Source organism: Alteribacter populi, assembly GCF_002352765.1.
Classification (GTDB): domain Bacteria; phylum Bacillota; class Bacilli; order Bacillales; family Salisediminibacteriaceae; genus Alteribacter; species Alteribacter populi.
Genome location: NZ_KZ293963.1, coordinates 1579390 through 1604923, shown reverse-complemented (window position 1 = coordinate 1604923; position 25534 = coordinate 1579390). Strand labels below are relative to the sequence as shown.

At 40.4% G+C, this 25534-nt stretch carries 44 protein-coding genes and 1 pseudogene; 40 read left to right on the top strand and 5 right to left on the bottom strand.

Annotation, left to right across the window (positions count from 1 at the left end; all coding sequences use genetic code 11):
- Nucleotides 1–218 precede the first annotated feature (218 nt).
- From aspA to CDZ94_RS07870, 3 genes and pseudogenes are all read left to right on the top strand, one after another.
- Entirely contained in the window at nucleotides 219–1646 is a 1428-nt protein-coding gene (gene aspA / locus CDZ94_RS07880) for an aspartate ammonia-lyase (protein ID WP_096435949.1), read from the top strand.
- Nucleotides 1647–1759: 113 nt separating this feature from the next.
- The gene (locus CDZ94_RS07875; protein WP_096435948.1) at nucleotides 1760–2344 is read left to right on the top strand and encodes a Maf family protein; all 585 of its coding nucleotides are present in this window, start codon (nucleotides 1760–1762) and stop codon (nucleotides 2342–2344) included.
- A gap of 88 nt (nucleotides 2345–2432) precedes the next feature.
- A pseudogene (locus CDZ94_RS07870) lies at nucleotides 2433–2819 on the top strand (UPF0758 domain-containing protein); the annotation flags it as partial.
- Nucleotides 2820–2831: 12 nt separating this feature from the next.
- Here CDZ94_RS07870 and CDZ94_RS07865 read toward each other — a convergent pair.
- The 3 genes from CDZ94_RS07865 to CDZ94_RS21280 are packed head-to-tail and all read right to left on the bottom strand — an operon-like array spanning nucleotide 2832 to nucleotide 4880.
- Nucleotides 2832–4226, bottom strand: a complete 1395-nt coding sequence (locus CDZ94_RS07865) for a recombinase family protein (RefSeq protein WP_096435947.1) — start codon at nucleotides 4224–4226, stop codon at nucleotides 2832–2834.
- Entirely contained in the window at nucleotides 4223–4702 is a 480-nt protein-coding gene (locus CDZ94_RS07860; RefSeq protein WP_096435946.1) for an ImmA/IrrE family metallo-endopeptidase, read from the bottom strand. The genes CDZ94_RS07865 and CDZ94_RS07860 overlap by 4 nt, the downstream gene beginning before the upstream one ends.
- Before the next feature lie 4 nt (nucleotides 4703–4706).
- Entirely contained in the window at nucleotides 4707–4880 is a 174-nt protein-coding gene (locus tag CDZ94_RS21280; RefSeq protein ID WP_157911718.1) for a hypothetical protein, read from the bottom strand.
- Nucleotides 4881–5011: 131 nt separating this feature from the next.
- On the opposite strand from CDZ94_RS21280, the gene CDZ94_RS21275 reads away from it, so the two are divergent.
- Both CDZ94_RS21275 and CDZ94_RS07855 read left to right on the top strand, forming a co-directional pair.
- On the top strand, nucleotides 5012–5185 hold the full coding sequence (locus CDZ94_RS21275) for a hypothetical protein (RefSeq protein ID WP_157911717.1): 174 nt from the start codon (nucleotides 5012–5014) through the stop codon (nucleotides 5183–5185).
- Nucleotides 5186–5306: 121 nt separating this feature from the next.
- Entirely contained in the window at nucleotides 5307–5516 is a 210-nt protein-coding gene (locus CDZ94_RS07855) for a hypothetical protein (RefSeq protein WP_096435945.1), read from the top strand.
- Here CDZ94_RS07855 and CDZ94_RS07850 read toward each other — a convergent pair.
- Both CDZ94_RS07850 and CDZ94_RS21270 read right to left on the bottom strand, forming a co-directional pair.
- Nucleotides 5501–6511, bottom strand: coding sequence for a DUF6414 family protein (locus CDZ94_RS07850; RefSeq protein WP_198546701.1), 1011 nt, complete (start codon nucleotides 6509–6511; stop codon nucleotides 5501–5503). The genes CDZ94_RS07855 and CDZ94_RS07850 overlap by 16 nt on opposite strands.
- A 136-nt stretch (nucleotides 6512–6647) precedes the next feature.
- Nucleotides 6648–7061: a helix-turn-helix domain-containing protein gene (locus CDZ94_RS21270; RefSeq protein WP_245415715.1), complete on the bottom strand. Its 414-nt coding sequence runs from the start codon at nucleotides 7059–7061 to the stop codon at nucleotides 6648–6650.
- Nucleotides 7062–7221: 160 nt separating this feature from the next.
- On the opposite strand from CDZ94_RS21270, the gene CDZ94_RS07840 reads away from it, so the two are divergent.
- From CDZ94_RS07840 to CDZ94_RS07705, 35 genes are all read left to right on the top strand, one after another.
- Nucleotides 7222–7470 (top strand): helix-turn-helix domain-containing protein, encoded by a 249-nt coding sequence (locus CDZ94_RS07840; protein WP_096435943.1) that lies wholly within the window; start codon nucleotides 7222–7224, stop codon nucleotides 7468–7470.
- Between the two features lie 175 nt (nucleotides 7471–7645).
- Nucleotides 7646–8368, top strand: coding sequence for a phage antirepressor KilAC domain-containing protein (locus tag CDZ94_RS07835; RefSeq protein WP_096435942.1), 723 nt, complete (start codon nucleotides 7646–7648; stop codon nucleotides 8366–8368).
- Nucleotides 8365–8532, top strand: a complete 168-nt coding sequence (locus CDZ94_RS21265) for a hypothetical protein (protein ID WP_157911714.1) — start codon at nucleotides 8365–8367, stop codon at nucleotides 8530–8532. Before CDZ94_RS07835 ends, CDZ94_RS21265 begins: the two co-directional genes overlap by 4 nt.
- 94 nt (nucleotides 8533–8626) lie before the next feature.
- Nucleotides 8627–8881, top strand: a complete 255-nt coding sequence (locus CDZ94_RS07830) for a helix-turn-helix domain-containing protein (RefSeq protein ID WP_245415714.1) — start codon at nucleotides 8627–8629, stop codon at nucleotides 8879–8881.
- A 12-nt stretch (nucleotides 8882–8893) separates the two neighbouring features.
- Nucleotides 8894–9223 (top strand): hypothetical protein, encoded by a 330-nt coding sequence (locus CDZ94_RS07825; RefSeq protein ID WP_096435941.1) that lies wholly within the window; start codon nucleotides 8894–8896, stop codon nucleotides 9221–9223.
- Between the two features lie 102 nt (nucleotides 9224–9325).
- Nucleotides 9326–9499: a hypothetical protein gene (locus CDZ94_RS21260; protein WP_157911713.1), complete on the top strand. Its 174-nt coding sequence runs from the start codon at nucleotides 9326–9328 to the stop codon at nucleotides 9497–9499.
- Nucleotides 9484–9660: a hypothetical protein gene (locus CDZ94_RS21255; protein ID WP_157911712.1), complete on the top strand. Its 177-nt coding sequence runs from the start codon at nucleotides 9484–9486 to the stop codon at nucleotides 9658–9660. Before CDZ94_RS21260 ends, CDZ94_RS21255 begins: the two co-directional genes overlap by 16 nt.
- A 145-nt stretch (nucleotides 9661–9805) precedes the next feature.
- Entirely contained in the window at nucleotides 9806–10363 is a 558-nt protein-coding gene (locus CDZ94_RS07820; protein ID WP_096435940.1) for a host-nuclease inhibitor Gam family protein, read from the top strand.
- On the top strand, nucleotides 10364–11248 hold the full coding sequence (locus CDZ94_RS07815) for a hypothetical protein (protein WP_096435939.1): 885 nt from the start codon (nucleotides 10364–10366) through the stop codon (nucleotides 11246–11248).
- A gap of 11 nt (nucleotides 11249–11259) precedes the next feature.
- A complete protein-coding gene (locus CDZ94_RS21250) occupies nucleotides 11260–11436 on the top strand; it encodes a hypothetical protein (protein ID WP_157911711.1) in 177 nt (58 codons plus the stop codon).
- Nucleotides 11437–11649: 213 nt separating this feature from the next.
- Nucleotides 11650–12288: a DnaD domain-containing protein gene (locus tag CDZ94_RS07810; RefSeq protein WP_198546700.1), complete on the top strand. Its 639-nt coding sequence runs from the start codon at nucleotides 11650–11652 to the stop codon at nucleotides 12286–12288.
- Complete coding sequence (locus CDZ94_RS07805; RefSeq protein WP_245415713.1) at nucleotides 12194–12994, top strand: ATP-binding protein; 801 nt, start codon at nucleotides 12194–12196, stop codon at nucleotides 12992–12994. Before CDZ94_RS07810 ends, CDZ94_RS07805 begins: the two co-directional genes overlap by 95 nt.
- Nucleotides 12994–13182 carry a hypothetical protein gene (locus CDZ94_RS07800; protein WP_096435936.1) on the top strand — a complete coding sequence of 63 codons (189 nt, stop codon included), beginning with the start codon at nucleotides 12994–12996 and terminating at the stop codon, nucleotides 13180–13182. The genes CDZ94_RS07805 and CDZ94_RS07800 overlap by 1 nt, the downstream gene beginning before the upstream one ends.
- A complete protein-coding gene (locus CDZ94_RS21245) occupies nucleotides 13182–13355 on the top strand; it encodes a hypothetical protein (protein WP_157911710.1) in 174 nt (57 codons plus the stop codon). Before CDZ94_RS07800 ends, CDZ94_RS21245 begins: the two co-directional genes overlap by 1 nt.
- Nucleotides 13355–13642: an FmdB family zinc ribbon protein gene (locus tag CDZ94_RS07795; protein ID WP_096435935.1), complete on the top strand. Its 288-nt coding sequence runs from the start codon at nucleotides 13355–13357 to the stop codon at nucleotides 13640–13642. The genes CDZ94_RS21245 and CDZ94_RS07795 overlap by 1 nt, the downstream gene beginning before the upstream one ends.
- Nucleotides 13643–13694: 52 nt before the next feature.
- A complete protein-coding gene (locus CDZ94_RS07790) occupies nucleotides 13695–13967 on the top strand; it encodes a hypothetical protein (protein ID WP_096435934.1) in 273 nt (90 codons plus the stop codon).
- A gap of 248 nt (nucleotides 13968–14215) precedes the next feature.
- A complete protein-coding gene (locus tag CDZ94_RS07785) occupies nucleotides 14216–14500 on the top strand; it encodes a hypothetical protein (RefSeq protein ID WP_157911709.1) in 285 nt (94 codons plus the stop codon).
- A gap of 4 nt (nucleotides 14501–14504) precedes the next feature.
- Nucleotides 14505–15038 carry a dUTP diphosphatase gene (locus CDZ94_RS07780; RefSeq protein WP_096435932.1) on the top strand — a complete coding sequence of 178 codons (534 nt, stop codon included), beginning with the start codon at nucleotides 14505–14507 and terminating at the stop codon, nucleotides 15036–15038.
- Nucleotides 15038–15193: a DUF6011 domain-containing protein gene (locus CDZ94_RS21960; protein ID WP_425352526.1), complete on the top strand. Its 156-nt coding sequence runs from the start codon at nucleotides 15038–15040 to the stop codon at nucleotides 15191–15193. Before CDZ94_RS07780 ends, CDZ94_RS21960 begins: the two co-directional genes overlap by 1 nt.
- Nucleotides 15174–15704, top strand: coding sequence for a Holliday junction resolvase RecU (locus tag CDZ94_RS07775; RefSeq protein ID WP_096435931.1), 531 nt, complete (start codon nucleotides 15174–15176; stop codon nucleotides 15702–15704). The genes CDZ94_RS21960 and CDZ94_RS07775 overlap by 20 nt, the downstream gene beginning before the upstream one ends.
- Nucleotides 15701–15865, top strand: coding sequence for a hypothetical protein (locus tag CDZ94_RS21240; RefSeq protein WP_157911708.1), 165 nt, complete (start codon nucleotides 15701–15703; stop codon nucleotides 15863–15865). Before CDZ94_RS07775 ends, CDZ94_RS21240 begins: the two co-directional genes overlap by 4 nt.
- Nucleotides 15866–15939: 74 nt before the next feature.
- The gene (locus CDZ94_RS07770) at nucleotides 15940–16413 is read left to right on the top strand and encodes a hypothetical protein (RefSeq protein ID WP_096435930.1); all 474 of its coding nucleotides are present in this window, start codon (nucleotides 15940–15942) and stop codon (nucleotides 16411–16413) included.
- Nucleotides 16414–16569: 156 nt separating this feature from the next.
- Complete coding sequence (locus CDZ94_RS07765; protein ID WP_096435929.1) at nucleotides 16570–16857, top strand: hypothetical protein; 288 nt, start codon at nucleotides 16570–16572, stop codon at nucleotides 16855–16857.
- A gap of 71 nt (nucleotides 16858–16928) precedes the next feature.
- Nucleotides 16929–17663, top strand: coding sequence for a phage terminase small subunit (terS, locus tag CDZ94_RS07760; RefSeq protein WP_096440656.1), 735 nt, complete (start codon nucleotides 16929–16931; stop codon nucleotides 17661–17663).
- Entirely contained in the window at nucleotides 17656–19005 is a 1350-nt protein-coding gene (locus CDZ94_RS07755) for a PBSX family phage terminase large subunit (RefSeq protein ID WP_096435928.1), read from the top strand. The genes terS and CDZ94_RS07755 overlap by 8 nt, the downstream gene beginning before the upstream one ends.
- Before the next feature lie 62 nt (nucleotides 19006–19067).
- Nucleotides 19068–20561 carry a phage portal protein gene (locus CDZ94_RS07750; protein WP_096440654.1) on the top strand — a complete coding sequence of 498 codons (1494 nt, stop codon included), beginning with the start codon at nucleotides 19068–19070 and terminating at the stop codon, nucleotides 20559–20561.
- On the top strand, nucleotides 20561–21736 hold the full coding sequence (locus CDZ94_RS07745; protein WP_096435927.1) for a phage minor capsid protein: 1176 nt from the start codon (nucleotides 20561–20563) through the stop codon (nucleotides 21734–21736). Before CDZ94_RS07750 ends, CDZ94_RS07745 begins: the two co-directional genes overlap by 1 nt.
- A 110-nt stretch (nucleotides 21737–21846) precedes the next feature.
- The gene (locus CDZ94_RS07740) at nucleotides 21847–22443 is read left to right on the top strand and encodes a hypothetical protein (protein ID WP_096435926.1); all 597 of its coding nucleotides are present in this window, start codon (nucleotides 21847–21849) and stop codon (nucleotides 22441–22443) included.
- Nucleotides 22444–22457: 14 nt separating this feature from the next.
- A complete protein-coding gene (locus CDZ94_RS07735; RefSeq protein WP_096435925.1) occupies nucleotides 22458–23351 on the top strand; it encodes a phage capsid protein in 894 nt (297 codons plus the stop codon).
- 10 nt (nucleotides 23352–23361) lie between these two features.
- Entirely contained in the window at nucleotides 23362–23547 is a 186-nt protein-coding gene (locus CDZ94_RS07730) for a hypothetical protein (RefSeq protein WP_096435924.1), read from the top strand.
- A 31-nt stretch (nucleotides 23548–23578) separates the two neighbouring features.
- Nucleotides 23579–23977, top strand: coding sequence for a head-tail connector protein (locus CDZ94_RS07725; protein ID WP_096435923.1), 399 nt, complete (start codon nucleotides 23579–23581; stop codon nucleotides 23975–23977).
- Complete coding sequence (locus tag CDZ94_RS07720; RefSeq protein ID WP_096435922.1) at nucleotides 23971–24312, top strand: putative minor capsid protein; 342 nt, start codon at nucleotides 23971–23973, stop codon at nucleotides 24310–24312. Before CDZ94_RS07725 ends, CDZ94_RS07720 begins: the two co-directional genes overlap by 7 nt.
- Nucleotides 24312–24638, top strand: a complete 327-nt coding sequence (locus CDZ94_RS07715; RefSeq protein WP_096435921.1) for a minor capsid protein — start codon at nucleotides 24312–24314, stop codon at nucleotides 24636–24638. Before CDZ94_RS07720 ends, CDZ94_RS07715 begins: the two co-directional genes overlap by 1 nt.
- Nucleotides 24638–25036 (top strand): phage tail terminator protein, encoded by a 399-nt coding sequence (locus tag CDZ94_RS07710; protein WP_096435920.1) that lies wholly within the window; start codon nucleotides 24638–24640, stop codon nucleotides 25034–25036. Before CDZ94_RS07715 ends, CDZ94_RS07710 begins: the two co-directional genes overlap by 1 nt.
- Nucleotides 25037–25038: 2 nt before the next feature.
- Entirely contained in the window at nucleotides 25039–25497 is a 459-nt protein-coding gene (locus CDZ94_RS07705; RefSeq protein ID WP_096435919.1) for a phage tail tube protein, read from the top strand.
- Nucleotides 25498–25534: the final 37 nt, after the last annotated feature.

Sequence of the window (25534 nt, the reverse complement as noted above, 5' to 3'; positions counted from 1 at the left end):
AGCTTGCTTCTGCGCTGCCTCGATCTTCGCAGGCTTATTTGTCCTCCTTTTTAAACACGCACTACTATTCTTGAGGATACAAAAAAATAACTTCGTCTTACATATCTGCAGAAGTTTCTATACAATAGTAAAGGATATATTTTTTTACTTTAGAAAATTTCCCTTCACTAGAGGGAGGGACAAGTGTAACAGGAATGAATACGGAAGGATGAAAATCTATGACAGAACATGTGCGAATTGAGCGAGATTTAATGGGAGAAAAAGAACTTCCGAATAGTGCCTATTACGGAATCCAGACGGTAAGAGCAAAAGAAAACTTTCCGATTACCGGATATCCCCCCCACAAAGAATTGATTCGTGCTTTTGGATTTGTAAAAAAAGCAGCAGCTCGTGCTAACAACAAGGTCGGGGTGTTAAATCCTCGAATTGCTGATGCGATCGTTCAAGCGTCAGAGGAAGTTATTGAAGGAAAATTCAATGATCACTTTATTGTTGACAGCATTCAAGGAGGCGCAGGAACCTCATTTAATATGAACGCAAATGAAGTTATTGCAAACCGTGCCATTGAAATTCTCGGAGGAAAAAAAGGCGAATATTTAATGGTGAGCCCGAATACACACGTGAACATGGCACAATCAACGAATGACACTTTTCCAACCGCAATACATATCGCCTGCTTACATTTATCAAGAGGTCTGATTACTGCGTTGAATGAACTCGTAGAGACGATGAGAAAGAAAGAGCGTGAATTTGATGATGTGATCAAAATGGGGCGTACTCATTTACAAGATGCGGTCCCGATTCGTCTAGGTCAGGAATTTGGCTCCTATCGCAGAATGTTGACAAGAGATCTTAAGCGGATTCAGAATTCCGTTGATCAGCTGTATGAAATTAATATGGGGGCGACAGCTGTTGGGTCCGGTTTAAACGCGATGCCGGAATATATCGGAAAAGTCACCGAATATTTGGCTGAAGTCACAGGGATGCCGTTTCACAGTGCGGAAGATTTGGTGGATGCGACTCAAAATACCGATGCGTATACACAACTTTCAGGTGCTATGAAAATTCTCGCTATCAACCTCTCGAAAATTTCGAATGATCTAAGGCTAATGAGTTCAGGTCCTCGTACAGGACTCAATGAAATTAATTTACCTCCGCGTCAAGCAGGTTCATCGATTATGCCTGGAAAAGTAAATCCAGTCATGTGTGAGGTGATCAATCAAATTTCCTTCCAAGTGATTGGAAATGATCATACAATCAGTCTCGCTTCGGAAGCAGGACAACTCGAACTAAACGTCATGGAACCCGTACTCGTATTTAATTTGTTACAGTCGTTTACGATTTTGCAAAACGGAATTTCCGTTTTCCGTGAATTTGCGATTGAAGGGATTACCGCAAACATCGATCGTTGTAGAGAACTTGTTGAGACAAGCGTCGGGATTATTACGGCGATCAATCCTCACGTCGGATATGAAACGGCTGCGCGGATCGCAAAAGAAGCGATCTCGACAGGTCTTTCTGTACGGGAGATTTGTATCGAACGAGGAATATTAACGAAAGAAGAACTGGATCGCATTCTTGACCCAAAAGAAATGACTAACCCGGGAATTGCCGCTTCAGAACTGATATTCGGAAAAGTAGAATAGTCAAGGGGGCCTGACTCTCTTATTATCAAAATTAAACGTGCCGGTTACCAAATTCTGTGGTATGATAAATATACCCTTAATGTAGGAACTGGCATGTTGTTAGGGGGATCTTCGTGAAACAATTTATACTCGCCTCACAATCACCTCGCCGGAAGGAACTGCTTGAACAAGCACAGGTTCCCTTCCAAACTATTTCCAGTCGTGTAGAAGAAAAAGTAGATCCATCACTAAGCCCTGAAGAGCTTGTTGTTTCTTTAGCTCAACAAAAAGCATATGACGTGTACAAAGATCATCCAGATCACGTGGTTCTTGGATCGGATACGGTTGTGTCGATTGACGGTCTCGTGTTAGGTAAACCAAAGAATCATGACGAAGCCAAAAATATGCTCCAGCTCTTATCAGGACGAACACACGAAGTTTTCACCGGTGTGTTTATTTATTCAGACGAAAAAACAATAGGCTTTTCTGAAAAAGCAGAAGTCCAGTTTTTTAACCTTTCAGCTGAAGAGATCGATGCGTATATTGCAAGTGGAGAACCGTTTGATAAAGCAGGCAGCTATGGTATACAAGGCCTGGGCGCTGTATTAGTCGAACGTATATCAGGTGATTACTTTGCGATCGTCGGATTGCCTCTGGCAAAAACCGTTCGTGCATTAAAGGGGTTCGGAATTGAAGGTGATTGGCAAACAAAAGCATAATCCTCGTAAAGTCGTTTTCATCATGATGTGCTGCCGCCACCTTTCAACTTCACGTAAAAATGAGAGGGTGAATCCATTGGCAGAAGCAATGATGATTAAAGACGTTCCAAAGAGTGAACGTCCAAGAGAACGCATGCTTCAAGAAGGAGCGACGGTCTTGTCTAATCAAGAACTGATCGCTCTCATTTTAGGTTCAGGAACAAAAGAAGAATCGGTGCTGCAATTATCGGGACGGGTGATTCGCCATTTTGACGGATTAAAGCTTTTAAAAGAGGCGTCGATCAATGAGTTTAAAAATATTCACGGGATTGGCAGTGCTAAAGCGGTGCAATTAAAAGCAGCGATTGAGCTAGGGAGACGTATTCATAAGTTTCCAACCGAAGAGCGTTACGTCATTCGTTCACCGGAAGACGTGGCTAATTATGTGATGGACGATATGCGCCATTTGATGCAAGAACATTTCGTTTGTATGTACTAGACGTAAACCCTAAATGAAGTGAACGTCAAGAACCCGAACAGTCGATCCAACTCTCTCGAACTCAATATCTTCTATAAATTGACTCATAAATTCCCGCTTTTCTACAGACGATAACTTAAACCAGTTAATTTTGAAGTTCTTGACGATCACTTTCACTTTTTCCGTGTCCAAAACCTCCTTGACGGGCTCGATCTTTTCGAGCTCGTTTTCTAATTCATCAATCATCACTTTCGTCTCTTGCATGCGCTCGGAAAATTCTTCGTCTGTTATAAGTTCATTTGACCAGCCGCGCTGATATTTTTCTCGTTGTTTTTCAATTTTTGCAATTGAGGTGAGGATTCGCTCTTTTTCATCTTCTTCTTTCTTTTGTTCGGGAGAAGGAGCAGCATCTAGCGTATGGTCCTTCATGTAATCAGTAAAAGCTTTATCGATTTTAATTTCACTCACCGTTAAACCTGTTTTATTGTTTAATGCACATGCTTGGCATCGGTAACTATTGTTAATCACTTTACGGTCCTCTGATTTTCTATAATAGTATTGTCGTTGACAGGAAAGGCGATTACCGCATTGTGGGCAGGTAATTTTCATCTGATAAATAAAGATATTTTCTGTTTCGCGCTTTTTGAAGTTCTGACGACTGTGTAGAATTTTTCCGATATGCTCAAACTCTTCTTTCGATATGATTGGTTCGTGTGTACCTTCAACTACTTCATCAAGCCACCTCAGCGCGCCGTATAGAGCCGGATTTTTAAGTAATGAGAGTATAGTCCCGATGTGCCACTGATAGCCGCGTATCGGTTGCAAGCCCTTTCCGTTTAGATAATTAGCAATCTGGCGGATCGATGTTCCTTTATTGACTCTGTTAACAATGTCTAGAATGACTTCTTTTTCTTCCTCATGCACGACAAGTGTATAATCTTTTTTCCTAAATCCAAAAGGGGCAGGGGCGCTGAATTGACCTTGCCGGGCTTTTTCGATCTGCCCCATGCGCACCCTTTCGCCGGTGTTCTCTCGCTCAAACTGCGCGAAGGAACCTACAATTGTGATCAATAGTCTGCCCATTGCAGTTGTGGTATCGTAAATTTCAGTAGCGCTTTTAAAATTACAGTTATGTTTTTCAAACATTTGTAAGAGTGTATGCAGGTCAACGACCGAACGCGTGATCCTATCAAGCCTGTAGACTAGTACCGTGTCAATGATTCCTTCCTCGACGTGCTTCAACATCGCTTGTAGTTGCGGGCGGTTGGTGTCTTTTGCCGATATGCCCTCATCTACGTAAAATTTATAGTCGTCCCAACCCTGCACGGTACAGTAAGCCTTTAACCGCTCGCGCTGTGCGGAGATCGAATACCCCTCTTTCGCCTGCTCGATTGTTGATACCCTTACATAAATACCTACAGTCATGTAACCACCTCATAATCTTTTATTTTCTGTTTTATAAATAGCATGCGCTTATCCACGAATTCAATAGGCACGCAAAATTCCTGGCTGACCTGTGTGATTGTATTACAATTGTTTAAGTCATACTGTTTTAGCATATGCCAAGGTAGCGCAGCATAAAAAGCAAACAAATTAGCATCCCATTCCTGCAATTCAGCAAAGCTACTAGTCATAAAAAATTGACTGCCGGAGTGTCTCAACAGATGACCGAGTTCATGGAAAAACTGTATTCTTTCTTCTTCTGGTGATAGACCGTACTGCAGGTAGATTGCTTGAAATCTCCCGAGACGTTTGTAATTAGAAGGTTTATCCCAAAATTTTATATAAATCCGATGATGATATGCTATAGAATGGATATCAATATCTGAAGGAAAGAAAATATTCATTCTTTCATAGAATCGGAGAACCCACTCTTCACGGTGTGAATGTACATAATTCATATGATCACTCCTCTGGTTCGATAAGAAAATTCGGTGTTGTTATATATTCAACCAGTTCTCCATATAATTCGCCGTCAAATTGTTTAATTGAGTTAAAGAGTGGTATAGCTGTATGGTTTTCATCCACGTTGTGGCATTTATAATCTGATAACTTAATCCATTCTGTTTTATTGTCCATCTTTTTACCCCTCCCTCCTAAATATAGAACATTTGTTCTTTTTGAGTTTGAAAAGAAAAGCCCTTGTCAGGACTTAATAAAACTACATATTATGAATAAAATGTTTTAGACTATAGATAGAGGTGATGATTATGAGTAAAGTTAATGTTGAACTGACTAAAGAAGATTTATTGTTAATAACAAGTGCCATAAATTGTTTATATGCGGAATGGGACTTGGACGAAGATGAAAAAGAGATCGCTGTTAAATTTGATGAACTTATGGAGTCGATGGATAAAAACTATTCACCACTTCCTCGATGGTAAAAAAAGAAGAATTTTATTCTTGATTGCCGGTTTTATTTAAATAATTTATTGATAATAATAGTTATACATCCCTTTTTAATTCAATATGATTAATATATACTTAACGAAAGGAGGATGAATAATGGATAATTTAATGAGCAAAATGATTTTCATGAAAGAAACTAAAAATAATTTACGTCGAATTGATAAAGAAAATAAAGAAAAGCAAACCATCCATAGTCGACGTTTTAAAGATCGTGGGAAGAAAGTAAATGGCGCGGAATCAACCAGTAACATTTCTAAAAAAATGGATCGCATAAAGAGCAGAATGGATAATTACCGTTCAAATTGAATCCCCATAGGGTGTACTAAACTAAAAGGTTTATTAGGTTTTAATCCATACATGTATGTTAAGTAAATTGATATGAAAAATCCAGCTCCTTTTGAAAGGAGTTCTTCTGATGAATCATTTTTAATCAGACTATTAATGTCCTCCACTTCTACTTCATTTGTATTTTCATTTAAAACTTTCCCAAAAACTTTAACTTCAACTTCACCTGATAAAGTCAATGTAATTGAAGGCACTTTTAAATTTTGTTTTTTGCAAATTACTAATTCATTATCTTCCGACAATAATATGAAATGATCACTAAAGATATCATTCATATAGTTTGAAAGTTTTTCAATTGTTTCAAAAATAGCCATACTGTTAAACTGATCCAGGAATGAGTGCGCTGCATTTTCGTCTGGTATAATTGTTGTCCCTTTTACTTTTTTAGCTCTCTTTTTAACCATCCCTTTTGCATGATTAATATGGTCTCTTATTTTATCAAAAGGAAGAAAACCGTGTTCATGATTATACATTACAAGCTCAATCATTTTTTCAAAATTATATATATTGCTATGTGCTTTAAAATCGATATATTTAAAAGTCTTTGCAGTCTCTAAATAGTCATATTTTTCGGAGATTTTTGATGTTTTAATTAAATCATTTTCCCTCATTTTTTTAACCACATTGTTATATGCATATTCATTAATTGCAATTTTCATTGACTCTGATGTATTTTGAGTTTCTTGCTCTTTTAATGATTTTGATTCATGTGAACCTGATTCTTCTGAACCCTCATGTTTACCAGTAACAGCTAAGTTTATACCCGAGGAGTATCCCGATTTCTTAGTTTGATTAGTCCCGTACTGATCTACTACTTCTTGTCCCATTCCTAACTCTTCTTTAAGGTACATTTCAAGGATATTACCCTGAAAAAATTGAGCAGAAATTGAGTTAACAAACTCCATATCTAAATACATAAATTCTAATAGATCACTTTGTCTGCTAATTATGCTCACTCCCCATCATTAAGTGTTTACTCATTCTTTTTTATCAAAACCATCTTGTATTTTAGATGTCAAATATCACCGTAAAACTGTAAATATATCTTACAATTACAAAATTCAACAGTGAAAAGTAAAAAAAGAAAAGAGGTTACTCTTTATCCTCTTTCTCCATTTGTTCAGCTCTTGCAACAACCCAATCAAAGTGACGTTTAATTTCCTCTATATCCTCTTTTGAAAGCTTCTTCCACTTTTCGATGTCATAAAACCCGAAGTCCATATCTTGAAGATTATTTTCTATCATGTATTGTTTGAGATCTTCGAGAGGATCGTAGTTGTCCTTTTCTTCTTTTATGTAATCTTGTTTTTTCGTTTTCCCGTGTAAGTATTCTGTTGAACAGTTCAGTGCATCAGACAGTCTAGATACATCAGCATGATTGGGGTGTGTATAACCTCTTTCCCAGTTGGAAATGACCTGTGGAGACACATTGACTTTCTTCGCTAAGTCAGCTTGTTTCAAATTAGCTTCATTTCTTTTTTGTTTAATTCTTTTGCCGATTTCCACGGTCAACCCTCCTTTGAACAAGGTTATTTTAACAGTTAATAACGGAATTCGATACATTATTAACGGATTTTGAGAATTATTTATGAAAAACTGTTGACATTAACGGTATTCGTTATTAATATGTAATTAACGGAAAACGTTAGTTCAGGGGGTGACTTCATTGATTCACAAAAACGTTGAAAGAATACGCAAGTCAAAGGGCGTAACTAAAACATATTTAGCTAACAAACTAGGGATGTCCTTGCAAGGATACCGATATCTCGAAAGTGGAGAAACAAGACTGGATGCAGAAAGATTAAAAGTAATTGCACAATCTTTAGGAGAAGAACCAGCAGTTTTTTTTGACAACAAACTAACGGAATCCGTTATCATAAGAATGCAAAACAATAGCGCTTGGGAGGTGAGCTAACTGAACCTAACCGATCTTCTTCAACTGTCCGGATACCAACATCAAGTGCTTGCGATCGCTCATAATCTGGACGATGACGAGCACTACACACGAGAAGATGCGGTGAACGATCTTATTAAATTAGCGGATGAAATTAACATGGACATTCAATTTCTGGATAAGGGAGGCAACAAACATGAACGAATTAATCAAGACAACTCAAAACAATGATGGTGATGTAATCGTAAGCGGCCGTGAGCTTCATGAATTTTTAGAAGTGGCCACTGAATATAAAAAATGGTTTAGCAGAATGACGGCTTATGGATTTGACGAAAATACTGATTTCGTAAGGGTGACCCAAAAAAGTCCGACCCTTGGGGGACTCCAGAATATTACTGATCACCATTTGAAACTTGACATGGCAAAAGAAATTTCTATGATTCAACGCACTAGTCGAGGTAAACAAGCTCGTCAGTATTTCCTCAAAATCGAAAAGTTTTGGAACAGTCCAGAAATGATTATGAAACGTGCACTTGAATTTGCGGATAAGAGAATCATCGAATTAGAAACAACCATTGAAGATCAAAAACCGAAAGTGTTCTTAGCCGAAGCGATCCAAATTAGTAAGAACGCTATTTTAGTCAAAGAGCTTGCAACCTTATTGAAGCAAAAAGGAGTAGACATTGGTCAAAATCGCTTGTTCGCCTGGATGCGAGAGAATGGGTACCTTTGCTCCAAAGGTTCTTATTACAACAAACCTACTCAAAGGGCGATGGACATGGAGTTATTTGAAGTCAAGACTCACATTCATACTTCTGACAATGGTGATACAAAAACTAAGTACACACCCAAAGTAACCGGGAAGGGTCAGTCTTACTTTATAAACAAACTGTTGAAAGAATGGGGTGTTCTTGTATGACCAAAGAAATACCCAAACGCACACAACAGGGCATTGTTGACTTCTTCATGCGAACCTCTGTACCTCGCATCTTAGCCGAGGAAGCGGAGAAAGAGAAACAAGCTCACAAAGCGGTTCCACCTAAAAAGGTGAAACGAAAGTCAGTCAAGGAACAAGCGATCTAATTTTATTATAACGATGTAAAAACAAGAAATCTCTTCCATATCGGAAAGGTTTCCGATCCAGAAAACTTTCCATATCAGAAAGGTGGTGAAAGGTATGGGAATCGGTTCCGTTTTAAGGATGGCGAGGAAACGAAAAGGCATATCTCAAGAAGAATTAGCAGATAAACTTCATTGTTCAATGAGCGCTATCTCGAAAATGGAAAATGACAAGTTAAAAGTGGATGTACCGACATTCATACAGTGGGCAAAGCACACCAACGCACAAGACATCATGATTGCCACCTTGATCGGTATCGATCCAGTCGTGATCCAGAAGGTTATTGAAGTCATTTCACCATTCATCAGTTAGGGGGTTAAGAGGATGAAACAGAAATTTCAAGTTTTAGAAAAAGATCAATACTTAGCGGAAAAATTGCACGATTACATCGTCGAACAGCGCTCCGTTATTGCTCACCTAGAATTAGCAGCACATAACGCAGTGATCAATCTTAACTATGATTTTATGCGCGAGATGGACGAACGCATCTTAAAAGAGCATAACGAACTTCAAAAGGCCCTGCGGGACATGGGAGATCTACACACCAAACGAAATGAGGTTGAAAGATGCGTTAGATCGCTCATGAAGAAAGCGCGCGAGTTGAATCTAGCAACCGGGAAAACGGTTGTTGTCACGATGGGTGACTCGCAATGAGTTTAAAACAGGAAGTGCTAGGCGGTTTGTTACTCTGGATGTTTTTGATCGGGTTAGGGTATGGGTTGTTGTTTTTATAAACCACGAAAGGAGACTTAATCAATGGAAAAAGTAGAAGTTACGGTGTCCGGACTTGCAGAAGAATTGCTAAACGAATTGGTTGACTCACTTACAAAATCGCACGGAAACGAATGGACGAAAGAAGAGGTCATTTGGATTGCTATTCACGCTCTGCACGAAAAGAAGATAGGGGGAGGAAAATGGTTGAAGAAATAGCGGGAAATGTTGACTTTTATATCGGTACTGAAGGAATGATCCGAGCGTGGTTGAGTGCATATCCAGAAGTTGAGGTCCTTGATATGAAGTATTCTGCCACCGAATATGACGACAACATCATGGTGATTTATCGAAAGGATTCTATTCATGAAGAAAAATAAAATCCGACCTGCAGAGGGGCAGATCGGAAAAGGCGAATCTCATAAATAACTAACTATCTCTATTATATGAGGTTTCGCCCATTAAATCAATCGGAGCTAGTTACTCTATACCATAAATCTAATCCAAATAAGGAGGAATTTTAAAATGGCAATGATGCAGAATGATTTACCAAACCTACATGAGTATTTAGATCAAGAAGAAGGGGTCAATCAAGATCGGTTTACCGTGGATAATGATGAAAAGGCAAATTGGGTGCTTCGTAAGATGAAGCAGATTGAGGATAAGCGCATGGAGGACTTGGCGCTTGCACAAGCAGAAATTGACAAAATCGAATCATGGATGGAACAAGTCAATAAGCAAGCGGACAATAACCGCGATTACTTTCAATCTATGCTCGCTCAGTATGCATTCAATAAGCGTATGGAAGATCCTAAATTCAAGACCCTTAAACTACCAAACGGCAAACTAGCATTTCGAAAACAGCAGCCTAAATGGAACTACGACAACGACAAAGTTGTACAAGCTCTAAAAGAAGCAGGTTACGAAGATTTAATCAAGGTAAAAGAAGACCCGATCAAGGCGGAGGTCAAGAAAAAATTTGCTGTTCATGATGATAAAGTCATTGACCCCGATACAGGCGAAGTCCTTGAAGGTGTGTCAATTGAATACCGTGATGATGCGTTCAAAGTGGAGGTGGAGTAGATGGCTATGGCAGAAAATCAACTTCAAGTAGTTGATCAGCAACAGAATTACATTGCAAAGGTACAAGTAACACCACAACAAGCTTTAGAGGCTTACCGATCGCTGAAAGAGATAACAAAGGAAGTATTGGTCAAGGATGTTGATTACGGAACAGTACCAGGTACGCCAAAACCCTCTTTACTAAAGTCTGGGGCTGAGAACTTACTCAGATTCTACGGTCTCGGGCACCGTATTCACTCTATTGAGCAGGTCAAGGATTGGGACAACGGTTTTTTCTACTTCTCCTATAAGGTAACAGTCCATCGCATCCTAGAAGGTGGACAGGAAGCTATCCTGAGCGAATGTGAAGGGTCTGCGAATACGAAAGAAAAGCGGTACAGAAATCAAGATGCTTATATGTTAGTGAACACAATTCAGAAGATGGCGATCAAACGGGCGCTTGTGGGTGCTACATTGCAAGCTACAGGAGCATCCGGCCTCTTTACACAAGACACTGAGGACATGGATTTAGGACGTCAACAGAACAATAATCGTGGTAACTATCAAAATAACAATCAACGCAATCAACAAAACAATAGGAACAGTCGTCCGATGAACGGAGAAAGCACTGAGGCGCAACGAAAAGCCATTTTCAGTAACGGTAAACGAAAAGGGTTGTCTGAGGATGAAGTGAAGGCACTAGCAATGCAATTACATCGTGTCGATTCGATAACAAAACTAACTAAACAGCAAGCAAGCGACATGATCACTCTCTTTAATGAGACGGACGGTGACGATCTTAAAGGCATGTTAGGGAACAATAAGTCATCATCTAATGCAGAAGCGACTGACGACCCCTTCGCAGGCGGAGGAGAAGAAGTAAATGAAGATGATTTACCCTTTTGATCGGTGATTGAATGAGACGCGAAATAAAGATCATATTACCACATCATTACGTCTGGATGACCGATGGGGCGAACGACCGCCCCCGGTTATTCCGGAAATACATTGAGCGTTATTTAGCTAAGTCGAATCCGGAATTAAAGTTGATCAAGATCGAAGGCATGACAGCCATTTGTGAAAAGAGAGGATGAGGATATATGTCCAAAGGGTGGATAAGCGTTCATAGAAAACTACAGGAAAACCCAATTTGGGCAGATCCGAACTATCTCAAATTGTGGATGTACTGTCTATTTGAAGCTTCACACAAAGATCGAGAACAGTTAGTAGGTAATCAACTTGTTGAACTCAAAAGAGGTCAATTTGTTACTGGTAGATTTTCTCTAGCAGAAGACCTGAATAGGGGGATGAAGCCAAAAGATCAGCTTGGAGAGAAAACGTGGTGGCGTTACTTATTGAACTTAAAAAAATGGGGAATGTTGTCCGTCAAATCGTCCAACAAATATAGCGTTGTAACCATTGATAACTATGATGTTTATCAAGACAGTGGTAACAATATTGACCAACAAAATGACCAACAGTTGACCAGCAAATGGCCATCAAGTGACCAACAGTTGACCACAAACAATAATGTTAATAATTATAACAATGATAATAAGAGTAGTAGTGTCAACGCGCGCGAAAATCCATATCAATTCTTTCAAGATAATTTTGGTGTACTCGGATCATTTATAAGCGAATCCATAGGAAAGTGGTGCGACGACCTTTCAGGTGAAATCGTCTTAGCTGCAATGAAGAGTGCGGCTAAATCTGGAGGAAGTAGCTTCTCTTACATCGAGTCAATCTTAAAAGAATGGGCAGGAGCAAATTTAAAAACGATCGATGATGTGCGAGCTTATGAGATTGAGAGAAAACATAAACAATCAAGGATCGCGAAGGGAGGAGGCTCTCATGACTCAATCAATAGCGGAAGTAATGGACAAGCTAAAAGAAAAGATTCAATCACAGGCGGTCAAACCGGATGGATCGGGAGAAAGCAAGCTTGATTATCAGTGTGATAAGTGCAAAGACCGTACTGGGTTTATTTTGAATAAAGACGGTGTGGAATATTGGCGTGATTGCTCTTGTGTAGCTTGGCGACGATCTGAACGAATCATAAAGTCTAGTGAAATCACAGAAAAGTTTAAAAGGTTAGGGTTTAGCAATTTTAGAACGGACGGCAAACCGAACGAGGTTGTAAACATGTATCAATGCGCAATGTCTTATTACAAAGAATTCGAGTCTGTAAGAGACGACCGTCAGAACAGTATATCCTTCCTTGGTCAACCGGGTTCGGGGAAAACGCACTTACTTATGGCGGTATCAAACAATTTAATGCTAAAAAAACACATCCCGGTGCTGTATTTTCCGTACGTCGAAGGGTTCAACGACTTAAAAGACGACTTCGATCAGCTAGAGAAGAAGCTCGACCGTATGAAGAAGGTGGACGTGCTCTTTATAGACGACCTATTCAAGCCTGCAAAAGGAAAACCGCGTGCTACGGATTGGCAAGTGGAGCAAACCTATGCTGTCATCAATCATCGGTACCTAAATCACAAGCCGATCATGGTGTCCTCAGAACTAAACGTCGATCAGTTGTGTGACGTAGACGAAGCACTAGGGACACGGATTTTCGAAATGTGCCGATACTTTACCGTCGTTGTCGAAGGTGACAGAAAAAAACTAAACCACCGTTTGGAGGGATTAGCGTAATGTGCCAAACATGCAACGGAAAAGGCGTGATAAAAAGTATTCAAGGATCGATCATCCACACAAAGCCTTGTTTAGATTGCCCCACAGAAGAGCGTGAGCGCCGCAGGATGAAGCGGGAGAAAGAAACGAAAGATTTACTACGAAAGTTAGATGAACGCAAGAGAGAGCTAAGGGAGGAGGCCATGTGATGGAACTAAGACGACAACACATCATGCAGTATTTGCAAAACAAAGCGATCATCGAGACGAAAGATGGCAAACGGCTATCCGATCTATCTTTGCAAGATTTGGAACTTGAGTACAGTCGTTACCAAACGCGGTTGTTTGTTAAAAGATCAACTGGTGAAAGGGTGATGCAATAATGACAAGCTCTACTAAAATTTTAAATGAGATGTGGATTGCAGGGTACACCGTATCAAAAATAGCCGAAATTTACGGAGTCAAAGAAGCGACCATGCGAAAGCGAATACAGGTTCATCGTGAAAATAATCCCGCAATGTGGCCGCGCAGGCATAAGGGGAAGAAAAACAAACTTTACTACCGTGATTATCAATGTAGAAAGTGCGAACTTAAATTTGCGGTTGATCTTGATTTTAAGGACCAAGAAGATATTTGCTGTCCGGTCTGTTGGGAGAGTGTCGGGAGTTAGGTATGAGCAGGTGACGGAGTAGACCGAAACTGTGAAGGAGGAAGAGGATTTCATGGGATTGAAAATGTTTAGGTTTGGTGACGACCCTTGTGATTGGATTGTTGCAGAAACAAAAGAACAAGCAATCAAGATTTATAAAGGTACATTCGGAGAAGAAATGTTTGAAGAATATTTTGGTGATGGTACTGACAACATTGAAGAAGAACCGAATGGAAAATTATTTACTTATTACCATGACGGTACAACGCCAGATAAGGACACCTTTGGAAATTTAATAAAAAAATACTGTAATAAACCAGATATTTTTGCTTGTAGTGAATGGTAATTGTTGCAGAGTACGTCCAAAAACTGAATGAAGGTGGTGCTTTATATGTCAAACAAAACACCACAGCAAGAGTTGACACACGAAGAGCAGATCGAATGGCAGCGGAAGGTGATTCGGGAAGAAGCTTTGGAAGAGGTGACGGATGATGTACCTAGAGTTTAACGATATAGCAGCAGTGTTGTTTCTGACAAGTCTGTTTTCACTGTTCTTCGGATTTTTACTAGGTTTTTCGAAAGGAGCTGGTGGGCGTGATGAGTGAATGGGAAAATCAGATCATTGACGAATTAAAATCGCTTATCAACAAAGCAAATAAAGCCGATCAACTTGAAAAAGAGTATAAAAAGCTCAAAAGAAGCTTTCACGATCAGAAACGGCACTTGAAAGAGGTTAAAACCGAACAAGGGTTGGTAGAGCTTCAGAAAGAGCGGAACACGTACAAAAATAAGTACAAGAAAGCTTGCCAAGTTCTCGAATTGTTGCAGGAAGAAAACGAAGTCTTGAAATCTAACAATGAAAAATATCGGACGAGGTGAGGTTATGAATCTTAAAAAGTTGTTTAAGATGCAGAAGGAACTTGATCAGGACATTGTGAAGCGTAAGGGGTTAGAAGGGCAGGATTTACTCCCAAAGAAGATTCTAGCTTTGCAGGTTGAGTTAGGGGAACTTGCGAACGAGTGGCGGGGGTTTAAGTTTTGGTCGGAGAACCAGAAGCCACGCACAAAGGTTGGTTTAACATCGTTCCATGCAGCTAGAGAAGGAAAAACAAGAAACCCTCTTTTAGAAGAATACGTTGATTGCCTCCACTTCATCTTGTCAATCGGAATCGAGTCAAAATTGACTGAAAATGTGAAGGTGGAAAACTGGCCTAGTATTAAAACAGAATCCAGTTTCAGGCTCATGTATAGCTTTATTGAAGATTTCCAAAAAGGCTCTATACAAACGAGGTACAATGCGCTGTTTACAGAGTTTCACTTTTTAGGTGAGTCGCTAGGATTTACGTGGGACGAGATTGAACAGGCTTACTTCGATAAGAACGCCATCAACTTAGAACGTCAAAGGAGCGGTTATTGATGGAGTGTCTACGATGTGGTCGGAAGCTCAAGGACAAGAAAAGCATGGATCGGAAATACGGTCCTACTTGTTGGAGGAAGATCCAGGAGGAACCAGACTTGATCTATCACGCTGAAATTACTGAGGGGGATGATCATGAAACACGGACAGGGTAACAGAGGACAAGCCTTTGAAATGACTCTGAATCTCGTTAATCAGCTTTACAAGAATAATGGGGTGGCGCTAATTAATAAGCGTCCTACTCCTGTCAAGGTTCTTAAATCAAAAGGAACGCAGGTTCTAAAGGGATTCTACGAATCTAAAAGTACAGTCGATTACGATGGTTGCTACGAAGGACAAGCCGTTGCATTCGAAGCAAAAAGTGTATCGGGGAAGCGATTTGATTTAAAGAACATACATGATCACCAACTAGAATACTTAGAGCGTGCACAAAAACATGGTGCTATTTCCTTCCTGCTTGTCGAATTTCGGGATGTAAACACAGTTTACTATATAAGCCTCTCGTTCATTAAAAAATACCTTAGAGAGGCGCATAGAGGCGGGAGGAAATCCATCCCTCTATCAGACTTTGAAATTTACGCTTATGAGGTGGAAAGAGGACGCGCGCCGTTGGACTACTTGGCTGTCATTGATCGGATCAATGAGGAAAAGGCGGTGTCGATGTGAGTGAAGTCGTGACGTACTACCTCAGTAAAGAGGAATTGGAGAAATACCGCAATAGCCCGGGTCCTAGTCAAGAAGATAAACAGCAATTAGCAGAACTGAAAGAAAAGCGAGATTGGAGATGGCCGCATATTCGGAGGAAAGAAGAAGCGGAACGGGGATAAACAAAAAACCGCCCCTCTCAGGACGGTACGCCTACCGTTAGTATAACACATGAATAACCTTGGGAGGGGTCATCATGGATAGAAAAGAGATTGAAGAAATAATCAGTGACTATCGTTTGTTCAAAAGAGAAATTGAAAGGTTGAACGATCTAATATACGGAATTGCAGGTGTGCCAAGTAAAGGCAGAGGAGGATTGACAGCTCAATACGGTGAAGAAGCCGCTATGCCGAAAGGATCGGGAGGAATTAGTCAAAGTGAGCTTGATCGCTTAGACAGCAGAGAGCGGAAGCTACTTAAACGGATGCAGGCTTATCAGGATAAGGTTGATTTCGTCGAGGCTGGCGAGGAATACATTGAAGGACCATTACATCAGATTGTCTACAGCTGCATGATGGAAGGTCTCAGCTATCGTGCAATTGGAAAGCATGCCGGCGTATCTCGTGAACAGGTGAGAAGGCTTAGAGACGAAGTGATCAGCCAAATGTGTCAAAATGGTCATTTGTGTCGAAATTGGCAGTATTTGAAGTATCAAAAACAATCCGTGTAGACTTAGAGGGAGGCAGGCGCGGTTATGTGAACTAGCACACTCATAGAGAGGTATATACTAAGACTATCTAATATAAAAACACACGAGCATCCTGTTTATTAATTGCAGGAAATACCTTTCTTTTGCCGAAGTATAGGGAGAAAGGGAGGTGTTAATTTGGAAACATTAATAAAAATAAAGTATACTTCTAATTTTTCAACAAAAGAGTTCGAAAGAAGATTTTTAGAACAAGCTAAAGACATAGCTGATTTTAAAGATGTTAGTACAATTAATTTTATAGAGGACACAAGCAAGGTGGATATCGGGTATCCAAACTGGAGTTATGGGAAAATAGTAGTGATTTATAAAGAAAACAATACAATGCATGCTAACTTGGTTGTCTCGATTCTTGAATCCATGGAATACGAAGAATTTAATGTCATAAGTGTATCAGATTTAAATTAGCACCCACTGTGGTGCTTTTTCTTTTGCTCCAAAACAAACTCAAAAGAATGTTGGGGGTGGGTGATGATGTAGTGGCTGAAAAACATATCAAAGCCGAGAAAGATTATGTAAAAGGGTTGAAGTACAAAGAAATCGCTGAGAAGCATGGTGTGTCGATCAACACAGTTAAGTCCTGGAAAAGACGATATGGCTGGAACCGGGATAGGGGTGCACCCGAAGAAAAAAGTGTGCATACAAAAAATAAAGGTGCTCCAAAAGGGAATATAAACGCAAAAGGGAATAAAGGTGGTACGGCTCCTAAGGGTAATCAAAACGCTGTAACACACGGTTTCTTCTCTAAATTCCTGCCAGCAGAGACGAGAGAGATCATTGAAAGCATGCAGGATCGTTCTCCTGCTGACTTGATCTATGATCAGATAGAGATACAGTATGCAGCTATCATTCGTTCTCAAAATATCATGTATGTATCTAATAAGAGTGAAATGATAAAGGAGCTTAAGAAAAGCGAAAGTCAAGAAAACGAGTTCTCATCTTCAGAAAAAGAAGAGTGGGAGTTCCAATTCGCTTGGGATAGACAAGCAACATTCCTGAATGCTCAATCAAGGGCAATGAGTGAGTTGCGTTCTCTAATTAAACAGTTTAATGAACTTGCCCATGAAGATGATGAGCGTAGGTTGAAGCTTGAGCAGATGAAACTGAGCATCGAAAAGACAAAAGCTGAAACTGAAAAAATAGCTAACGATGACAACAGCGAAGCTCCACCAACAATAAACATCATAGACGCATGGAGCGATGACGATGAGTAAACAAGTTAATATCGACATCCAAAAAGAGGTTAACCCACATTTTAAGCCTGTATGGAAAACTAAGAAGCCATATAACATCTTGCGTGGTGGTCGTAACTCGTTTAAATCGTCTGTAATCGTACTATTGCTTGTTTATATGATGCTTAAATATATAAAAAAAGGCGAGAAGGCGAATGTTGTTGTCATCCGTAAGGTAGCCAGTACCATTCGAGATTCTGTTTTTCTTAAAATCCAATGGGCATTAGATAAATTCGGTTTATCAGATCAATTCCAAAGTACAGTAGCGCCTTTTAAAATAACTCACAAGGCTACTGGATCAACATTTTATTTTTATGGTTCAGATGACTTCCAAAAACTGAAGTCAAATGACATCGGGAACCTTATCGCCGCTTGGTACGAGGAATCGGCGGAATTCAACAGTGCCGAGGAATTCGACCAAACAAACACTACTTTCATGCGGCAAAAACATCCATTAGCTGATATTGTTCGATTCTTTTGGTCTTATAACCCTCCGAGGAACCCTTGGTCCTGGATAAATGAATGGTCTGATAGCATGATTGGTGAAGATAACTACTTGGTGCATGATTCTAGTTATCTTAATGATGAACTGGGCTTTGTTACTGAGCAGATGATTCAAGACATCGAGCGGATCAAGAAGAACGATTATGATTACTACCGCTATTTATATCTTGGCGAACCTGTTGGACTTGGAACGAATGTTTATAATATGAACTTGTTCAATGAGATTGTGGAGCTACCTAGTGATGATAGGATCATAGGGCTTTACTATTCGTTGGATACAGGCCACTCAGTTTCGGCGACGTCTTGTGGTTGTTATGGATTGACGGCAAAGGGGAAGGTAATACGACTCAACACGTATTATTACAATCCTTCGGGGAGAGTAGTGAAAAAAGCCCCTACCGACCTGTCAGAGGAAATACACAGATTTATTTCCAAAACATCTACTTGTGAACACTGGAAAGGCGCTCGCATCATGAAGAGGACGATAGACAGTGCTGACGGTGCGTTTCGTAACCAATACTATAAGGACCACGGTCAACATTGGATTCCTGTTAAAAAACTTAAGAACATAGATATGGTTGATTACGTCCATGACCTTCTTGCTCAGGGGCGTTTTTATTATTTAAAGACACCCATACCAACAAACCTGCCTCATTGTGACAGCAATGATATATTCGTTGAGGAGCATAAGAAGTACCAGTGGAAAGAAGAAACGTTGAACACAGACGACCCGAGGGTCATTAAAGAGGATGATCATACAGTCGATGAATTTAAGTACTTGTGTGTTTCTAATGCAAGAGACTTCCGGTTGAAGTTGTAGGAGGTGAGAGCTTGAAAATCATAGAAAGCATCAAGAATCTTTTCAAGAGAGGGGGTTACACATTGTCAGGCAATACGCTAAAAACCATTAACGATCATCCTAAAATTAATATTGATCCTCTCGAACTTGCGAGGATTGAACGCAATTTTGATGAGTATAAGGGTCACTACCCTAATGTTGAATACTTCAATTCCTACGGTGATCTGAAGGAAAGAAAATACATGACGATCAACATGGTGAAGCTCAGTTCTGAACTATTGTCTGGTCTAGTGTTTAATGAACAATGTGAGATCGTTGTTTCGGACGAAGGCGATGACGATAGGAAAAAAAACTCATTCAAATCCGCCAACGATTTTATTCAGCATGTGTTTGAACACAATGACTTCAAGAAGAACCTTGCTCGGTACCTGGACCCGATGTTTGCGACGGGCGGATTAGCTGTCAGACCATACGTAGATGATGAGACAGGTGAAATCGAATTTTCTTGGGCTCTTGCCAACGCCTTCTATCCATTGCGTAGTAACAGTGCCGGTATTACAGAAGGTGTGATAAAGTCAGTCACGATGAAAATGGAGCGTGGAAAGAAGGTTTACTATACTCTGCTTGAGTTCCATGAATGGGAAAAAGGGAGCTATGTTATTACGAATGAGCTTTACAAATCAGACAACAAAGGTGAGATTGGGAAACCTGTTCCTCTCACTGATTTGTACGAGGGCTTGAGAGAGGAGACCATATTCGCAAACCTCTCTCGACCTAATTTTAATTACGTGAAGCCATTTGGCTTTAACAACATCAATCCTCACAGTCCGCTAGGTTTAGGAATCACAGACAACAGCAAAGATACCCTCAAGCAGATCAACGATACTTACGATCAGTTTAATTGGGAGATTCGCATGGGACAAAGGACTGTATTTGTCAGTGATCAGATGCTGAACTTATTACCTTCTGAGGACGGACAGCCACCTAAGCAGATATTCGATCCTGATGTGAACGTGTTTAAGTCTATGCGGATGGATAGTGACGAAGGAATGGTCAAGGACATTACAAACGATATTCGAACAGAGCAATATGTATCAGCTATTAATCAGTCCTTGAAGGCTTTGGAAATGGAGCTGAAACTGTCTGTTGGAACCTTCTCTTTTGATGGCCGCAGCATGAAGACGGCGACAGAGGTTGTCAGTGAAAATGACCTCACCTACCGAACGAGAAACAATCACGTTTATGAGGTGGAGAAGTTCATCAAAGGGTTGATCGTTTCTGTGCTTGAGCTTGCAAAGGCAAAAGGCCTATTCAATGGCGAAATACCAACATTCGAACACATCGGCGTTGATTTTGATGACGGAGTATTTCAAGATCGTGGCGCGCTCCTAAGGTTTTATGGACAAGCTAAGACGTTTGGGCTTATTCCTACTGTGGAGATTATTCAGCGTGTGTTTAAGGTGCCGAAGGAGACTGCCGAACAGTGGCTTGAAGAGATTGAGAGAGAACAGGGCGCTATTGATCCAATGGAGATTAATCAACAAACCGCGAGGCATATGTTTGGTGATGAAGAATAATGGAACCGAGAAATCCACGTATTACACCAACTCACTTAGATTTGTGGAGTTCTAACATGTCAGAACTATATCAATCCTTAGAGGGCGAGATTATCCGAATCATCACCAAACGATTAAAAGGTGGAACAGAAAACATATCTGAGTGGCAAGCTCAAAAACTATCAGAATTAAGGTTATTCAATAGTGAGGTTACTAAGTTATTATCAGAGGTTACGAATGTTGCAGAATCTGAGATTAAGAGGATGTTTGAAGAAACAGGGATTGCGATTGTACAGGACATTGACAATGCTATGCCATATCCAACTAAGCCAATGCCGAACAATCTAGATAACGTTATGAGGTCGTATCGTGAGCAAGTTTGGGAGGATATTGACAACTACGTTAATCAAACACTTATTACGACTGCTTATGGTGTAGGTACAGCGCAAAGATCCTATACAGACGTACTCAATCGGACAACAGCAATGTTTAATACGGGTCTTTACACTTTTGAGGACTCGTTAGAGCGATCAATAACCGAGTTAGCACAAAAAGGTATTAAGAGTACGATGAGGGATAGGAGTGGAAACGCTTGGAATCTCGAAAGTTATACCCGAACGGTTTTAAAGTCTACTCTAGGCAACACTTACGATGAAGTCAGAAAAGACCGCATGGCTGAATACGGTGTCCATACTGTGCTTGTTACTAGCCACGCAGGGGCGAGGGATGCTTGTTCAATCATACAGGGGAATGTTGTGGATCTAAGAGGTGTAAGTGAGATACCGCCAGACAGTGAGTATAGATCAATTTATGATCCGCATTGGCAAGCTGAGTACGGGACAGCTGGAGGGCATCGAGGAATTCAATGCAGACATTTGCATATTCCTTTTGTTCCCGGTGCGAATACCAACAACCAACCTAAGTTTGACGAAGAACTTAACGAAAGAATTGCCAAAAACCGTGATACCCAACGCAGAATCGAAAGGGAAATCGTTAAATACAAAAAGAATTTGATGGTTGCCGAGGGGTTAGGAAGTGACAAGGCTGATTATTGGGGAATGATGGTCAGACGTAGGCAAAAGGCAATGAGGGAGCACCTAAGCGGAAACGGTGAATATTTGAGAAGGAATTACCGCCGTGAGAAAGTATATACACCCTTATCAACATTGTTGGATGGCTTTTCTTATGATGATTAGGAGGTGATCCATTATCTCGTCTAGCACTAACGTTAAAGTGCTTTTTATTATGCCTTTATCCGCAGGCGGTAAAGAACGGAAGAGAAATCACCCATTAGGGAGGACTTATAATGCCAGAAGAAAATACAAACGAAACAACCGAACAACAGACTGACCAGACAGCAACCTCTGGAGAAGAACAACAAACGGATACTGCTACCGAAAAAGCAGAGGAAAAAACATTTAAGCAAGACGATGTTAATAACATCGTTGCTAAAGAATCGAAGAAAGCAACAGAAAAGCTTTTAAAAGAGCTTGGGATTGATGACTTTGAAAATGCTAAAGATGGCATGACTAAGTTTAAAGAATGGCAGGAATCACAGAAAACCGAAGCTGAAAAACAACAAGAACAGCTTGATTCGCTTACGAGTGAAAAAGATTCATTGTCCAGCGAAAATAATCACTTAAAATCCCAAATCAGCGCAATGAAAGCAGGAGTTAAAGGTGAATCCGTTGAGGATGTCATTGCTTTAGCTGAAAGGCGCGTTAATGATGATGTCTCCATTGACGATGCCATCGAGCAAGTCGTAAAAGAATACCCACACTTTGCTGGTGAAAAGGGAGAAGAAAACCAAAACTCACCCAGAATCGTCACAGGCGGTAATCCTAATGGTGGAGAAAATACGCCGGATGATCCGTTTTCCGCAAAACTGGCTAAATACAAATAACAGGAGGAATAAACATGCCAACATCAAACAATAATCAAGCAGCTCGTAGTTATCAAAAACAATTTAGGGAGTTAATGCAGGCAGTGTTCCGTTCACAGGCTTATTTCCGTGACTTTTTTTCCGGGGAAATTGAAGCGCTGGACGGAGTACAACACAATGAAACAGCGTTTTATGTAAAAACTTCCGACATTCCTGTAGTCGTAGGAGATGCATACGACAAAGGCTCTGACGTAGCTTTTGGATCAGGGACTGGAAGCTCCACGCGTTTTGGTGATCGTACTGAAATTATCTACCAAGATACGCCAGTACCGTACACTTGGGAATGGGTATTTCATGAGGGTATTGATCGCCACACAGTAAACAACAACTTTGAATCAGCAATTGCTGACCGTCTGGACTTACAAGCACAAGCGAAAATTAAACAATTTAACGCCGCGCACAGTAAGTTTATTTCCAGTGTGGCCGAGCACACTGAAACATTGTCAGGTTACGAGAACGACCCTGTTCTTGCGTTATTCAACAGCCTTGACGAGTATTACACGAATATTGAAGCTATCGGAATGAAGGTCGCTAAAGTAAATGCGAAATTATATAACGCTATCGTAGATCACCCACTTACTACAAGCGCCAAGTCATCTTCTGCAAACATTGACCAAAACAGAATCTTAACTTTTAAAGATTTTGCTGTGGAAAAAATTCCTGATGCTCAATTACAGAGCGAGGAAGTTGCTTACACATATATCGCAGGTGTAGGTAAAGCGTTCACAGGTATTAATACAGCCCGTTCTATCGAGTCTGAGGACTTTGACGGTCGAGCATTGCAAGGCGCTGGGAAAGCAGGAGAATTTATTCTGGAAGACAACAAAAAGGCTGTTTCTAAAGTTGTATTGGGTACGCCGGAAGGGTAAGGTGATTTAAATGGCTAAGTACAAAGTATTACAGTCGTTTAAGGACATTAAGACGAAAGAAGAATACACGGAAGGTCAAGCAATTGACATGGCTGTCAAACGCGCTGATGAAGCCATGAAAAACCTCAAGAAATGGGACGGCGATTTTTTAGAACGCGTTGACAATAAAAACAACGAACAAGAGGATGGCGAATAAAAGCCCTCCTCTTTTTTGAAGGAGGGTTAATATGCCTTATCTCACCTATGAAGAATTTAACGAATTAAGCAGTCGTGACATTGAAAATAGCGAGTTTAGTAGTTTGCTTAAAAAAGCATCTGCTATTTTGAATAACGTCACAAATTATTTTTATGTCAGTAATAAGATAGAGCAAGATAATGCATGGCGAGTACAACAATTTAAACAGGCTCTATGCGCTCAAATTGAATACTTTCATGTTTTAGGAGCTACAACATTCGAAGAGATCAACAACGCCCCACAGACGTTTTCAGCAGGCAGAACGAGCGTGTCTAATTCCAGTAGGTATAATCCTAATGGCTCGAATGAGAGCAAGCCACTAGTGGCTGAGGATGTATATATACATTTGTCTGGAACTGGTCTTTTGTATACAGGTGTTGCTGTATGGTGATGCCTAAGCCACCTGCTGATTTTTGCATCGATTCTTTCGATTACAAAGAGTATCTAGGGGAGAATAACTGGTCAGAGCCCGAATATGCTCAACCTGTATTAATTGAACATTGTCGCATTGATCGGGGAGCAGAATATAGCCAATCTACTAGTGGAAAAGTTCTCCTCTACAACGCTGTTTTGTTCTGTTATGAAGGAATAACGACACCATTACCGACGTTTAAAGTGCAATCTGTTCTCCATTTTGATGGTCAAGACCATATAGTGACAAAGGTCATTCCGATTTATGAAGCTTACGACAAGACCATCTATTCCTATGAAATAGAGGTGGTCTGATGGTACGAGTCAATGTTAATTTGAGCGGAGCTAAACAAAAACTATCGAAAAGCAATGTAGATCGTGGTAGATACGCATTAGCAAATCAAGCTCTTGCGGATATGAATCAGTTTGTGCCGATGAGAGAAAACATTTTGAGGCAAACAGGACATGTTAGTAGTGACGGTGCAGAAGTCATCTGGAATATGCCATACGCTGCTAAATTGTTTTACATGATGATGCATAACTACACAACACCCGGGACGGGTCCACGATGGGATAACAAGGCAAAAGGAATGTATATGGCTGATTGGGAACGTGCATTTAAGAGGGGAGCTGGCTTGTAATGGATTTTATAGAGAGATTAGCTGATAGAGTAAATGAAATACAAGGGCTCCCTGTTACATGTAGGATCGGTTATCTCGGTACAGATGAATCATTTGTGGTTTATCCGTTGCCCGGTTCCCGTGTGGTCTCGAGGTTTATGGATGGAATGAGCGACCAACAACTAAACTTCGAATTTGCGATGAAGTCTAAGTCGCAAAGTGAAATTCACAGTACTTTGTGGCTTGTTCAAAACAAGTTAGAAAAATTAAAGAATTTAGAAAGTCACGACGGCAGCTTTGAATTTGAAGAATTAATCATAACGAACAAGCCTTACATCAATAACGCTGATGATCAAGGTTGGTTCGTTTTTTTATTGGATGTACAAGCAAATATCACGGTATTCAAGGAGGATGAATAAGAATGGCTAGATTAAAAAACGCATTACGAGGGCACTTTGTGCAAGCTTATTCACCGGGCGAAGATGAGCCGGGAACTGAATGGTTAGAGTTGGCTAAATATATCTCCACAATCGGCGACGATACGCAGGAGGAAACGGAGGATGAGGCTTTCTATGATTCTGACGGGACGCCGGAAACTACCGTCACTTCCGTAGCTGGCGCATACACACCCGAGGGAGTTTATGACCCAGATGACGAAGCGCAGGCGCTGATTGCTGGGTTAAAATACAAAACTGGTGACGGACGTAAGATTTGGCACAAAGTTGTTTCTTCTGACGGTAAAAAAGAGTGGGTAGGTCGTGCGACAGTAACCGCAATCGTTGCAGGTGCTGGTGAAGCCAGTGCCTATGAAACATTTAGTTGTAATATCCGATTTGATAGTATTCCAGAAGAAACAGATTTAACAGAACCAGAAGGATAAGAGGGGCTTGACGCCTCTCTTTTTTAATAAGGAGGGT

What these genes read in the sequence shown, in the direction of transcription:
- CDZ94_RS21275 (WP_157911717.1), top strand. Translation starts at nt 5,012, where the DNA reads ATGAGTAAAGTTAATGTTGAACTGACTAAAGAAGATTTATTGTTAATA.
- CDZ94_RS07710 (WP_096435920.1), top strand. Translation starts at nt 24,638, where the DNA reads ATGGATTTTATAGAGAGATTAGCTGATAGAGTAAATGAAATACAAGGG.
- CDZ94_RS07790 (WP_096435934.1), top strand. Translation starts at nt 13,695, where the DNA reads ATGGGATTGAAAATGTTTAGGTTTGGTGACGACCCTTGTGATTGGATT.
- CDZ94_RS07800 (WP_096435936.1), top strand. Translation starts at nt 12,994, where the DNA reads ATGTGCCAAACATGCAACGGAAAAGGCGTGATAAAAAGTATTCAAGGA.
- CDZ94_RS21280 (WP_157911718.1), bottom strand. Translation starts at nt 4,880, where the DNA reads ATGGACAATAAAACAGAATGGATTAAGTTATCAGATTATAAATGCCAC.
- CDZ94_RS07775 (WP_096435931.1), top strand. Translation starts at nt 15,174, where the DNA reads ATGAAACACGGACAGGGTAACAGAGGACAAGCCTTTGAAATGACTCTG.
- CDZ94_RS07860 (WP_096435946.1), bottom strand. Translation starts at nt 4,702, where the DNA reads ATGAATTATGTACATTCACACCGTGAAGAGTGGGTTCTCCGATTCTAT.
- CDZ94_RS07705 (WP_096435919.1), top strand. Translation starts at nt 25,039, where the DNA reads ATGGCTAGATTAAAAAACGCATTACGAGGGCACTTTGTGCAAGCTTAT.
- CDZ94_RS07735 (WP_096435925.1), top strand. Translation starts at nt 22,458, where the DNA reads ATGCCAACATCAAACAATAATCAAGCAGCTCGTAGTTATCAAAAACAA.
- CDZ94_RS07855 (WP_096435945.1), top strand. Translation starts at nt 5,307, where the DNA reads ATGGATAATTTAATGAGCAAAATGATTTTCATGAAAGAAACTAAAAAT.
- CDZ94_RS07835 (WP_096435942.1), top strand. Translation starts at nt 7,646, where the DNA reads ATGAACGAATTAATCAAGACAACTCAAAACAATGATGGTGATGTAATC.
- CDZ94_RS07825 (WP_096435941.1), top strand. Translation starts at nt 8,894, where the DNA reads ATGAAACAGAAATTTCAAGTTTTAGAAAAAGATCAATACTTAGCGGAA.
- CDZ94_RS07815 (WP_096435939.1), top strand. Translation starts at nt 10,364, where the DNA reads ATGGCTATGGCAGAAAATCAACTTCAAGTAGTTGATCAGCAACAGAAT.
- CDZ94_RS07725 (WP_096435923.1), top strand. Translation starts at nt 23,579, where the DNA reads ATGCCTTATCTCACCTATGAAGAATTTAACGAATTAAGCAGTCGTGAC.
- CDZ94_RS07805 (WP_245415713.1), top strand. Translation starts at nt 12,194, where the DNA reads ATGACTCAATCAATAGCGGAAGTAATGGACAAGCTAAAAGAAAAGATT.
- CDZ94_RS07830 (WP_245415714.1), top strand. Translation starts at nt 8,627, where the DNA reads ATGGGAATCGGTTCCGTTTTAAGGATGGCGAGGAAACGAAAAGGCATA.
- CDZ94_RS21245 (WP_157911710.1), top strand. Translation starts at nt 13,182, where the DNA reads ATGGAACTAAGACGACAACACATCATGCAGTATTTGCAAAACAAAGCG.
- CDZ94_RS07745 (WP_096435927.1), top strand. Translation starts at nt 20,561, where the DNA reads ATGGAACCGAGAAATCCACGTATTACACCAACTCACTTAGATTTGTGG.
- CDZ94_RS07730 (WP_096435924.1), top strand. Translation starts at nt 23,362, where the DNA reads ATGGCTAAGTACAAAGTATTACAGTCGTTTAAGGACATTAAGACGAAA.
- CDZ94_RS21260 (WP_157911713.1), top strand. Translation starts at nt 9,326, where the DNA reads ATGGAAAAAGTAGAAGTTACGGTGTCCGGACTTGCAGAAGAATTGCTA.
- CDZ94_RS21265 (WP_157911714.1), top strand. Translation starts at nt 8,365, where the DNA reads ATGACCAAAGAAATACCCAAACGCACACAACAGGGCATTGTTGACTTC.
- CDZ94_RS07795 (WP_096435935.1), top strand. Translation starts at nt 13,355, where the DNA reads ATGACAAGCTCTACTAAAATTTTAAATGAGATGTGGATTGCAGGGTAC.
- CDZ94_RS21255 (WP_157911712.1), top strand. Translation starts at nt 9,484, where the DNA reads ATGGTTGAAGAAATAGCGGGAAATGTTGACTTTTATATCGGTACTGAA.
- CDZ94_RS07740 (WP_096435926.1), top strand. Translation starts at nt 21,847, where the DNA reads ATGCCAGAAGAAAATACAAACGAAACAACCGAACAACAGACTGACCAG.
- CDZ94_RS07780 (WP_096435932.1), top strand. Translation starts at nt 14,505, where the DNA reads ATGAATCTTAAAAAGTTGTTTAAGATGCAGAAGGAACTTGATCAGGAC.
- CDZ94_RS07810 (WP_198546700.1), top strand. Translation starts at nt 11,650, where the DNA reads ATGAAGCCAAAAGATCAGCTTGGAGAGAAAACGTGGTGGCGTTACTTA.
- CDZ94_RS21250 (WP_157911711.1), top strand. Translation starts at nt 11,260, where the DNA reads ATGAGACGCGAAATAAAGATCATATTACCACATCATTACGTCTGGATG.
- CDZ94_RS07720 (WP_096435922.1), top strand. Translation starts at nt 23,971, where the DNA reads ATGGTGATGCCTAAGCCACCTGCTGATTTTTGCATCGATTCTTTCGAT.
- aspA (WP_096435949.1), top strand. Translation starts at nt 219, where the DNA reads ATGACAGAACATGTGCGAATTGAGCGAGATTTAATGGGAGAAAAAGAA.
- CDZ94_RS21960 (WP_425352526.1), top strand. Translation starts at nt 15,038, where the DNA reads ATGGAGTGTCTACGATGTGGTCGGAAGCTCAAGGACAAGAAAAGCATG.
- CDZ94_RS07770 (WP_096435930.1), top strand. Translation starts at nt 15,940, where the DNA reads ATGGATAGAAAAGAGATTGAAGAAATAATCAGTGACTATCGTTTGTTC.
- CDZ94_RS07865 (WP_096435947.1), bottom strand. Translation starts at nt 4,226, where the DNA reads ATGACTGTAGGTATTTATGTAAGGGTATCAACAATCGAGCAGGCGAAA.
- CDZ94_RS07820 (WP_096435940.1), top strand. Translation starts at nt 9,806, where the DNA reads ATGGCAATGATGCAGAATGATTTACCAAACCTACATGAGTATTTAGAT.
- CDZ94_RS07755 (WP_096435928.1), top strand. Translation starts at nt 17,656, where the DNA reads ATGAGTAAACAAGTTAATATCGACATCCAAAAAGAGGTTAACCCACAT.
- CDZ94_RS07715 (WP_096435921.1), top strand. Translation starts at nt 24,312, where the DNA reads ATGGTACGAGTCAATGTTAATTTGAGCGGAGCTAAACAAAAACTATCG.